Below are 9,805 nucleotides of genomic sequence, written 5' to 3'. Positions count from 1 at the left end.
ATAGAGTATTAGTCTTTGATAAAGGGGAAATAGTTGTTGATGACGTGCCTTTTGTGGCTATCAAAGAATATATAACGAAAATGTCATGATCAGTCTATACCTTCCACGGGATACATTTATTCATAAGCTTCCACCAGGAGTTAAACTACTTTTTCTTATTGTATGTGGAACCATTATATCTATGGTTTCATCTATATCTATTTTATGCCTGTTTTTATTATCAGTGGTTTTATTATATAGAATTGCTAAGATTCCTTTGAGCAATATGATAAGACAGCTTAAATTGATAAGTTTGTTTTTAATTTTTATATTTATTTTTCAAGCTATTTTTAATAATTGGCTAAAAGGTTTTGAAGTTATATTGCATTTTATCATTCTTATTCCTCTAGCATCACTTATCTCATCTACAACAAAAGTTTCTGATATGATGAATTCAATTGAATTAGGACTTCAACCTTTCCGACGCTTTGGTATTAATCCATCAAAATTGAGTATGATTTTATCTATGGCAATCAGATTTATTCCAGTTGTTAGTGAAAAGTTCAACGAAGTACGTGAGGCACAAAAAGCGCGTGGATTAGATACAAATATTATAGCTCTTGCAATACCTGTAATTATACGGATAATAAGAATGGCTTCAGAGGTTGCTGAAGCATTAGAAGCTCGTTCTTATGATAGTAATATTGATGATACACTTTCTAAGGATGATGGGAATACTCATATTGAAAGAATAGTTTGATGAATACGAAAGATCTGGCTTATATTGCTCTATTTGTTGCCCTTTATGCAGTTTTAGGTCTTTTTCCTCCTATTTTTCTCCCCTTTTTAAATGGGGTTCCCATTACCGCTCAATCTATGGGGCCAATGTTAGCTGGATCTATACTTGGGGCAAAAAGAGGGGCTTTAGCATCAGTATTGTTTCTCTTACTTGTTGCCATTGGTCTACCTTTATTAGCTGGTGGACGTGGAGGCATTGGTAGCTTTTTAGGAGCGGGAGGTGGCTATTTGATTGGTTTTCCAATTGCTGCATTTTTTATTGGCTTTATGGTCCAATTGCTTTGGCTACGGTTAAATTTTATAACATTAGTAATCATAAATATTATAGGTGGTTTTGGGATTGTGCACCTTTTTGGAGTATTGTGGCTAGCTTATGTTGCTAAGATTTCTTTGCTAGCAGCTTTGATGAGCTCATTAGGTTTTTTAGTGGGCGGTTTTTTGAAAGTTTTAATTGCATCTTCTATAGCAATTACGATTAAAAAATCTTTTCCTCTGATTCATTCAAAAGAAGAGTATTAAAGTTACCTCAAAAATATATTTTAGTTATTCTTACCACTATACCTTTATTTATGCTCTAAGAAAATTCTGCTTTAATTAATAAGTTAAGCAATATTGATATTACGTTGAATAAAAAGATTGATGTGTAGCTTTACGTTATCAAAGAATTAAAATACCCACAAGACAACCTCTTGATATAACATTAATATAGATCAGAAACGATAACGTAGCCCCCCTGAGAAAGTACTTCCCGAAAAACCAGCTTTGGTTAATTTTTGCTGATAAACCACATCACCATGCAGAGCTATTTGAGACGACAACTGAGCCTGCACACCCACACCTGCTTCCATAGAAGAACCAAACGCACCTAATTGGAATGTATCTTTGAATTGCACAAACTGCTTACCTCCAAAGCTGCCCATAAGATGCAGCTTGCCATAGAAGGATACTGAACTCTCTTCTTCTATTCCAGTAAGTTCTTTGGTAAGACGCCCACCCAAACGCGTTGTTAATTGGCTAGGAGATCCCATTTTAATATCAAAACCACCAATATCCCGAGCGGAATTAAACATCAAATATTGATAGATAAGCTGCATCTGTGGCTCAAAAACAAGGCCTTCATATCCAGTCAAGAAAGCCTTACCACCTGTCAAAGCTGCACGCAGTGGCTTGCCCGTTATTTTTGCTGTTTTACCTCGTGCAAGTGTTTCTACATCTCCTCGAGATAAGCCATAAGATAAAAGGCCATTGACATAAAACCCCGTATTATGCTGCAAACTAGCATAAGCCGTTACAGACCAGTGATCAAAATTGCTTTTCTTACTTTTTTCAACATCTTGAGGTTGGAGTGATAATTCACCATAAGTGCCTATAACTCCAATAAATGTACTGCTCTGTTCACTCTCTAATCTATTCAAAAGAGTAGCCGCTTCTATTGCGTGATAACCAAACTTGCCACCATAACCATATTCTAAAGTAGACAAGTCAGAAGTGTAGTTGTGACTACCACCATAACCACGTATGAAAAAAGCCGGCTTTCCATTAAAAAATGGATCAAACAATGTCACCATTGTTCCTAACAGCTCAGTTTGATTGTTGATATCCATCAGCCCAGCATAGAATAAAGCATTGGGCAAAAGCAGATAAGTTGGAACTTGTGAAACAACCGCTTTAACTCCAAACTTGATATATTTATTTTCAAGACGGAAATCCCAAAAGTCTCCCTTACCTTCAACCAATCTTTGCCGAGGATCCGCTTTCCCAAATTCAGAACCAGAACCATATGCAATAAGATGATATTGATAAGGGAAATTAGGCAGCACAACATAATCAGAATCTAGTACAAAAGAATTTTGCTTTGCTTTTCCAGAAACCTGTATAATTGATATACCCGAATCATTTTTACCTGTGTTCACTTTTTCTCTTAAATGACCTGACATACCAAGCACATGAACCGTAGTGGTTCCAGAAACATCACCATAAATCAAAACTCGATCAGATTTTTGATCACTCGACTGACTACCACCTTCCAAAGATACATTAAGATAAATCTGTGCACCACCACCCTTTGCATTGTAAACCTCACCTGATCCTTTTCCAATATGCAGTGTTTGATAATCGTCTGAAGTTGGTCTTTCAAAAACAATAGCACTATCTTTAATCATCACATATGCAACAGATGACCACTGTGGATCTTGAGTTTTACTTCTTGTTATAATCCATCTCGAACCGTTAGTTAAATAAAGTTCACCAGTATTTTCATCAAAAACGCGAGCACCACCACTTAGTAAAGAAGCATCAGCCATAACTGTTACAGAAGATCCATTTTTAGCTTCTAATAATAAATCGCCAGAAATCTTTGAGTTTAATAAGGCAATATGACCTTCAGTTCCATAACTATAAATAGCCGTATTATCTGGAACAAGGAGAGTTGTTTTTTTAAAGGAAACAAGCCCCGATAAAAAATCAGCTGTTTGCCTTCTTTCTTGGGTTTGTTTTCTGTGGAAGAATACACCATAAGATGCTTCACCTTTCACTATGATGGTTGAATTTTCAACATTAACCTTACTAATCCTAGGTTTGATAGGTGATACACCTATACCTCCCCTTGCAGAAAGATCAAAAGGCGCATTGTCAATTAAAAAACCGTGTGCACGAATAACATCAACACTACCATTCCTAAAATTAATCCAACCACCAAGACTTGTATGAAAAGCCATATTATTTTTCATACTGTCTGTGTTATTACCATGCCCACTAATTTTCACTCCATCTAAATCAGTAGTTCCTCCTAAAAACGATCTCACACCTGTCCCATTTATAAAATCAATCGACCCACCATTCATCGTACTTGTGGCAGCAGAAGAAGTAAATAAACCACTATTACGATCATTAAATTGAGGATTTCCCAGCACATTAATATCTGTTCTAACCAAACTAATACTTGAACCTGTATTGGCTGATATAACAGCCACATTCATTATTTCCCGAGAACTTGTATGAACTACTCCGTCACTTATTGCAATCATTCCACCGTTATCAACCTTAAGCTGCTCGAGCGAGTTTTTAACTTGAGTATTTTGTATTATACTCATCGGTTGTTGTCTAGTACCTACCATCGCTTGCTCTATTATTTTAGATATAACATGGTAAGGATTTTCGGAGTCCACATTGGTGATAATCACAGTCTCACTTCCTGCATCAATTTTTCTTTCTTGTAAAGATTGTCTTTGTTGTAACAAAGCGCGTACGCGCATAGATTGGGTTGCATTAACATCTATATTTTGAAAAAAACAAAGAACACTTACTGTAAAAACACACAAACACCTACGGTCTTTAAGCACTGTAATCATCATTTGATTATCCCGACAGAAATAAATAGAAATAATTTACAAAAATACTAAATAACCAAGAAAGGGCCCATAACATATTTTGAGCTGTTTTACAACATAATGTGCCTTATGTAGTATGCTTTATTTTAATTGTGTGTAAAAAAGTCTCATTATGGGTTCTAGTATTTTAAAGGAAAAGGATAAAATAATGATTCCAAAACATATAATACGAGTAGCGTCTATTTTGACTGCAATAATGAGTTTTGCGACTTTTTCTTGGGCAAATATAACCATTGAGCATGCTTCAGGTTCTACTTCTATTTCCACTTCTCCAAAAAAAGTTGTAGTGTTTGATCTTGCATCACTTGACAATATGAACCATCTTGGTATCAATGTAATAGTGGGTGTTCCTGAAGGTAAAAAGCCTGTATATCTGCAACATTTTGATGATGCACGTTATGAAAAAATTGGTACTTTTTTTGAACCAAATTATGAAAAAATCGCTACCTTTCAGCCTGACCTTATTATCATCTCTTCACGTACTCAATTCAAATATAAAGATTTATCAAAAATTGCCCCAACTATTGACTTAACAGTAGGAAATGAAAACTCTCTTAAAGACATCGAGCGCAATATCACTATTCTTGGAAAAATTTTTGGCAAAGAACAAGAAGCTGAACAAGAAATCACTAAACTCAATGAGATATTAGCAAAAGTTCGCAAAAATACCGAAGGGAAAGGTAAAGGGCTAATACTCATGACCTCTGGTGGAAAGATAAGCGCTTTGGGCCCCAAATCACGTTTTGATATCCTTCATTCTAGTTTTGGAATTTCTCCTGCAACAGACAAATTGATTGTACAAAAGCATGGGCAACTCATTTCCCCTGAATTTATTTTCGACACAAATCCTGACTGGTTATTGGTTATTGATCGCGATGCTGCAATCGGGCGAGAAGGACAATCTGCAGCACAACTTCTCGACAATCAACTTATTCACCGTATAACAGCTTGGAAACAAAATCAGATCATCTATTTGGATTCTTGGAGTTGGTATCGAGCAAGTGGTGGTCTAACCGGATTATATGAAGCAGCACAACAACTCAACGAAGCTTTTGCAAAAAGTAAATAATTTTACAAATAACTTGCTTACCATAAAAATAAAATTTAAGAGCAGAGGTTGTTTTAATCTCTGCTATTTTTATTTCTTAAAGGAAGTTCAGTATGAAAAGTTACTGGATAGCCATAATAGTTATTGCTTTACTTTCTGTCATAAGTATTTTTGTTGGTTATTCCGATGTAACACCTTCTAGCTTATTGTCAGGAGATCCGAATGCGTGGCTTCTTTTCTGGCAAACACGTATTCCCCGCACAGTTGCAGTGCTCTTAGTAGGCATGGCACTTGCACTCTCAGGTATGATTATGCAACTTCTTACGCGTAATCGTTTTGTTGAACCTTCAACTGCTGGAACTGTCGAATCTGCATCGCTTGGTATTCTTTTTATTATGATTTTTGTTCCCAATATGCCTGTTCTTGGGAAAATGGTTGTTGCTACAACTTTTGCCATGGCTGGCACATTACTCTTTATGTTTTTATTACGCCAGATCCCTTTAAAATCTATCCTCATTGTACCACTTATAGGAATTATGCTGGGATATATTATTGGTTCCTTAACCAACGCTATTGCCGATTATGAAATGCTACTTCCTTCCCTTCAAGCTTATTTGTTTGGTAGTTTTTCAATGGTTCTTGATGGAAAATACGAACTGTTATGGTTATCCCTTCCTTTATGCATACTTGCCTACTTTACTGCCGATCGCTTTACAGTGGCTGGTCTTGGAGAAGATTTAACCAACAATCTTGGCCTCAATTATCGTGCAGTCATGTTGTGGGGGCTCTTTATCATTGCGTTAATTACTGCTGTGGTTATCTGCACAGTTGGTCGTATTCCCTTTGTTGGACTCATTGTTCCAAATCTCGTTTCAAGTTACAGAGGCGACAATATGCACCGTAGTGCTCCTTGGGTAGCAATTAGCGGCGCAGGAATGGTACTAATTTGCGATCTTTTAGGGCGAATTATTCACCACTCTTTTGAAATTCCTATCAGCATAATGATGGGTGTTATTGGCAGCTTTATTTTCATTTTGCTTCTTTTACACTGGAGAAAACGTTTTGGGTAAAAAGAAAGCAACTATTCTCGTATTAACAACGCTTATTGTCATAGCATGTGTTGTAAGCAGCCTTTATATGACATGGAACATAACTATTTATACATGGATATTTCGTTTAACAAAATTAGTTTCTCTTTTTCTTATTGCTTATACAATAGCTGTTTCTACTGTTTTATTTCAGACAATTGTTAACAATCGTCTTCTTACACCCTCTATTATGGGGTTTGATCAACTTTATATTTTAATTAAAACTACTACCCTTTATTATCTTGGTTCTCTTTCTTTACCCTTTTTAAACGAAGAAGGACAATTTATTTTTGAAGCATTTATTTTAATTGTTTTTTCAATAAGTCTTTTTCACTTTTTATTTTCAGGAAACCTTAGAGGGTTTCATCTCACTTTATTAATTGGTGTTGTTTTAGGCGGATTTTTTTTCAGTTTGCGTATGTTTATGCAATTACAACTCAACCCAGATCAAATGATGAATTTAACCGACATCATGTTTGCGAACTTTAATAAACTAAATACATCATTAGTAAGCTTTTCTACAATCATTGTCCTCATCATTAGCTTAATTGGTTGGCGCTTGCATTACTTGCTTGATGTTCTTACTCTCGGACATGACGCTGCTTTTAATCTTGGAGTTGATTACAGCAAAAGTGCTACAGTTATTCTCATTTTTGTTTCTATTCTTGTATCCATTTCGACAGCACTTGTTGGGCCAGTCACATTTTTTGGATTGTTGGTAGCTAATTTGGCTTATGAATTATCACCTCAGGCAAAACACAGTGTTGTTGTGCCGATAGCAATATTATTGGCTATCATTTGTTTGGTTGGTGGTCAATTTATTTTAGAACAATTCTTAAATATGGGAGGACGCTTGAGTTTTATTATTGAATGTTGTGGTGGAATTGTTTTCTTAACTTTGTTGATGAAGGGAAAATTCAAATGATTGAAATCAATCATCTTTCCAAAACTTATGGAGCCAGATTGGTTATTGATAATTTATGCCTTCATCTACCAAAGGGGGGAATTATTTCTCTTATTGGTCCCAATGGTTCGGGAAAATCAACTCTTTTAATGATGATAAGACGTCTTCTGCCAAGTGATAAAGGTACAATTAACATCGATGGTCTTGATATTTATAAAACTCCCCATGATATTTTAGCTAAAAAACTCTCACTTTTGCGCCAAGATAATCCTTTATCCGTCCGTTTAACCGTATATGATTTAGTGAGCTTTGGACGCTATCCTTATTCGAAAGGTCGGTATAATAATGAAGATAAACAGTTCATTGACAGTGCTATCCGATATCTCGGTTTACAAGATCTAAAAACACGATTTCTAGATGAACTTTCTGGGGGACAGCGTCAACGAGCTTTTATTGCAATGGTCATCTGTCAAGATACTCATTATGTATTATTAGATGAACCATTGAATAATCTTGACATGAAACATTCCGTTTCCATAATGAAGCAATTACGTCGTACTGCCAATGAACTAAAAAAAACCATTCTTCTTGTTATGCATGATATCAATTTTGCATCATCTTATTCAGACATGATTGTTGCACTCAAAGATGGTAAAGCAGCTTATTGTGGCAACCCAAAAGAAATTATACGTCCGGAAATTCTCAAAGAGATTTATGATATGGATATTCAAGTAAAAACAATTAATAATGTGCCCATAGCTCTCTATTATCAATAATTTGGTGAATTAAGATTCTTCTTTTAAACTTGCACACACTTTAAAATCTGATAGAAACAAAAATCTGCTAGAAACAATGAAAGTTGCATGTTGGGGAATAGTTTAATGGTAGAATAGCGGACTCTGACTCCGTTAATCTTGGTTCGAATCCAGGTACCCCAGCCAAATATCAATAAAATCAATGGGTTATGTAAAGGTAAGGGATTTTTGATTCCATTGATTCTATTAAGTTTTTTTATGTGTTATCCTGCACCTTTTTGAAGCTTTTTAATTGCTTCTATAGCGAGTCGTTTTCTATCAGCAGTTTTTGTGTAGAGAGATGCCATGTCATCTTCGGTCCATCCAAAAATTGCCTTAAGTTGTGCAACGGTAGCGCCTGCATTGGCAGCTCTTGTAGCGGCTAATTTTCTTAAACCATGAGCTGATTTTTTTATTCCCGCTTCATTACAAGCTTTCCTAAACAAGTTGCCAAAACTTTCTTTGGTCAGTTTCTTACCCCCTTTCCCACAAATGAATGTCTCATTGCCAATGGGACCGGTTTGAAGAGTTTTCGTTAATTCAGGTAAAATAGGAAGAAAAACATCTGTTTGGAATTTACTTTTTTCCGTCTTTAAATGAATGATATTATCTGTTACGTCTTTCCAACCGATGCGTACAGCATCTCCCCTTCGTAAACCTGTGTAGAGAAGGACATCAATCCATACACGTTCATGCGTTCCAAGCGGCCATTGTTGACAATATTTATCAATATCTTCTTCTAACCATGGAGAAAAACCTTCTGTATTAAAGGATTTTGGTGGTTTGATATTAAAGGCAGGATTCCTGTGTAAAAGAGAATTATCAACTGCCCAATTGAAAAGACCATTTAAGGCTGTCAAAAAATGCCTTGCAGCGGCAGGCGTCTCACGTCTTCTTTCTACTGCATCAAGGATATGCTGTTTTTCTATGCTTTTATAAGAACAAGTACCAATATGTTGAGAAATATTATTTAGGATTCTTTGCTTAACTTTTTTGGTTGATTCAGCTTGATTGTGCCATTGCATGCTTTGCAAATATTGGTGCAACAGCCAATCAAAAGAACCTTCCGTAAGTCTGGTGCGTTTTATTTGTCTTGGAAGGCCGTTTTGTGCTTCTTTGAGAGCAAGTGCGTAATTATCAACAAATTCTTGTGTCCCATAGGTTCCACGCACTCTACGCCTTTGACCATGCCCGATACGCACATACCATATGGTTTTCCCATGGCGTGTGATTTCTTTGACAAGGTGAGGAGGCCGCTGTTTAGGCATGACTAGAACTTAATACCGTCAACAGAACGGCAAGTATATTCTTCCTGCTCATCTTCCAATGGAGGAAAATCATCAATGCTAAAGGGATTGCAGTCTTTAGTTGATGACGTTGTTCTTGCTTTAAGATAAATTAAGAGTTCACCAGTTGGTTTGATTTCAATTAACTCACAACCTTGCTTTTTAGCCTCTCGTAAAGCGCGAGCAATGGCTGGCTGTGTTATGGTAGGGTGACAATGAGCCATGTTAAATTTCCTTAAATTTGAGTACACCTCACCTGTTGTGAGAAGAGTGCATGTGTTGAAAAGTGATTGAAGCTTTGTGGGGGCGCTTAGGGAAGGAGAACAAACAGCGCCCCCTGTAGGTTTAAGCAGCTTGTGTGAAGAATTGCATATCTTGTTTTATTTCTGCTAAAAATGCTTCGACGGCTTTATTGATGCGCTCAATCTGTTCCTCATCGCGTAAGATGCGTAGAGCCTTTACCCGCAAATGAGTTGCTTGATCAGTAAACAAGGGATTGAAACTGACAAAATCACACCA

Annotated in this window: 9 protein-coding genes, 1 tRNA gene and 2 pseudogenes; 8 read left to right on the top strand and 4 right to left on the bottom strand. The window is 36.2% G+C overall.

Going from position 1 to position 9,805, the window contains the following annotated elements; translation table 11 throughout:
- The 3 genes and pseudogenes from ME3_RS06990 to ME3_RS06350 form a co-directional block, all read left to right on the top strand.
- Nucleotides 1-89: pseudogene (locus tag ME3_RS06990) on the top strand (ABC transporter ATP-binding protein); the annotation flags it as partial.
- Nucleotides 86-739, top strand: coding sequence for an energy-coupling factor transporter transmembrane component T family protein (locus ME3_RS06355; RefSeq protein ID WP_007478085.1), 654 nt, complete (start codon nucleotides 86-88; stop codon nucleotides 737-739). The pseudogene ME3_RS06990 and the gene ME3_RS06355, both read left to right, overlap by 4 nt.
- The gene (locus ME3_RS06350) at nucleotides 739-1,296 is read left to right on the top strand and encodes a biotin transporter BioY (RefSeq protein ID WP_007478084.1); all 558 of its coding nucleotides are present in this window, start codon (nucleotides 739-741) and stop codon (nucleotides 1,294-1,296) included. The genes ME3_RS06355 and ME3_RS06350 overlap by 1 nt, the downstream gene beginning before the upstream one ends.
- Nucleotides 1,297-1,487: 191 nt before the next feature.
- Here the strand turns inward: ME3_RS06350 and ME3_RS06345 are convergent, their stop codons facing one another.
- Nucleotides 1,488-4,130 (bottom strand): autotransporter outer membrane beta-barrel domain-containing protein, encoded by a 2,643-nt coding sequence (locus ME3_RS06345; RefSeq protein WP_007478083.1) that lies wholly within the window; start codon nucleotides 4,128-4,130, stop codon nucleotides 1,488-1,490.
- Nucleotides 4,131-4,314: 184 nt separating this feature from the next.
- On the opposite strand from ME3_RS06345, the gene ME3_RS06340 reads away from it, so the two are divergent.
- The 5 genes from ME3_RS06340 to ME3_RS06320 all read left to right on the top strand — a co-directional run bounded on the left by ME3_RS06340 (nucleotide 4,315) and on the right by ME3_RS06320 (nucleotide 8,147).
- Nucleotides 4,315-5,235 carry a siderophore ABC transporter substrate-binding protein gene (locus tag ME3_RS06340; protein ID WP_007478082.1) on the top strand — a complete coding sequence of 307 codons (921 nt, stop codon included), beginning with the start codon at nucleotides 4,315-4,317 and terminating at the stop codon, nucleotides 5,233-5,235.
- 92 nt (nucleotides 5,236-5,327) lie between these two features.
- Nucleotides 5,328-6,284, top strand: a complete 957-nt coding sequence (locus tag ME3_RS06335) for an ABC transporter permease (protein WP_007478080.1) — start codon at nucleotides 5,328-5,330, stop codon at nucleotides 6,282-6,284.
- Nucleotides 6,277-7,227 carry an iron chelate uptake ABC transporter family permease subunit gene (locus ME3_RS06330; protein WP_007478079.1) on the top strand — a complete coding sequence of 317 codons (951 nt, stop codon included), beginning with the start codon at nucleotides 6,277-6,279 and terminating at the stop codon, nucleotides 7,225-7,227. The genes ME3_RS06335 and ME3_RS06330 overlap by 8 nt, the downstream gene beginning before the upstream one ends.
- Complete coding sequence (locus ME3_RS06325; RefSeq protein WP_039952709.1) at nucleotides 7,224-7,982, top strand: iron ABC transporter ATP-binding protein; 759 nt, start codon at nucleotides 7,224-7,226, stop codon at nucleotides 7,980-7,982. The genes ME3_RS06330 and ME3_RS06325 overlap by 4 nt, the downstream gene beginning before the upstream one ends.
- A 91-nt stretch (nucleotides 7,983-8,073) precedes the next feature.
- Nucleotides 8,074-8,147 (top strand) — tRNA-Gln (locus ME3_RS06320).
- Between the two features lie 77 nt (nucleotides 8,148-8,224).
- Here ME3_RS06320 and ME3_RS06315 read toward each other — a convergent pair.
- From ME3_RS06315 to ME3_RS07275, 3 genes and pseudogenes are all read right to left on the bottom strand, one after another.
- On the bottom strand, nucleotides 8,225-9,268 hold the full coding sequence (locus tag ME3_RS06315; protein WP_007478077.1) for a tyrosine-type recombinase/integrase: 1,044 nt from the start codon (nucleotides 9,266-9,268) through the stop codon (nucleotides 8,225-8,227).
- A gap of 2 nt (nucleotides 9,269-9,270) precedes the next feature.
- Nucleotides 9,271-9,510 carry a hypothetical protein gene (locus tag ME3_RS06310; protein WP_007478076.1) on the bottom strand — a complete coding sequence of 80 codons (240 nt, stop codon included), beginning with the start codon at nucleotides 9,508-9,510 and terminating at the stop codon, nucleotides 9,271-9,273.
- Between the two features lie 121 nt (nucleotides 9,511-9,631).
- Nucleotides 9,632-9,805 (bottom strand): annotated as a pseudogene (locus ME3_RS07275) (lambda exonuclease family protein); the annotation flags it as partial.

Source organism: Bartonella melophagi K-2C, from assembly GCF_000278255.1.
Lineage (GTDB): Bacteria > Pseudomonadota > Alphaproteobacteria > Rhizobiales > Rhizobiaceae > Bartonella > Bartonella melophagi.
Note: the sequence above shows the minus strand (reverse complement) of the source record. Positions and strands in the feature narration are given on the sequence as shown.

Excerpts from the sequence above, each read along its gene's own strand:
- ME3_RS06355 (WP_007478085.1), top strand. The coding sequence starts at position 86 with ATGATCAGTCTATACCTTCCACGGGATACATTTATTCATAAGCTTCCA.
- ME3_RS06350 (WP_007478084.1), top strand. The coding sequence starts at position 739 with ATGAATACGAAAGATCTGGCTTATATTGCTCTATTTGTTGCCCTTTAT.
- ME3_RS06345 (WP_007478083.1), bottom strand. The coding sequence starts at position 4,130 with ATGATGATTACAGTGCTTAAAGACCGTAGGTGTTTGTGTGTTTTTACA.
- ME3_RS06340 (WP_007478082.1), top strand. The coding sequence starts at position 4,315 with ATGATTCCAAAACATATAATACGAGTAGCGTCTATTTTGACTGCAATA.
- ME3_RS06335 (WP_007478080.1), top strand. The coding sequence starts at position 5,328 with ATGAAAAGTTACTGGATAGCCATAATAGTTATTGCTTTACTTTCTGTC.
- ME3_RS06325 (WP_039952709.1), top strand. The coding sequence starts at position 7,224 with ATGATTGAAATCAATCATCTTTCCAAAACTTATGGAGCCAGATTGGTT.
- ME3_RS06315 (WP_007478077.1), bottom strand. The coding sequence starts at position 9,268 with ATGCCTAAACAGCGGCCTCCTCACCTTGTCAAAGAAATCACACGCCAT.
- ME3_RS06310 (WP_007478076.1), bottom strand. The coding sequence starts at position 9,510 with ATGGCTCATTGTCACCCTACCATAACACAGCCAGCCATTGCTCGCGCT.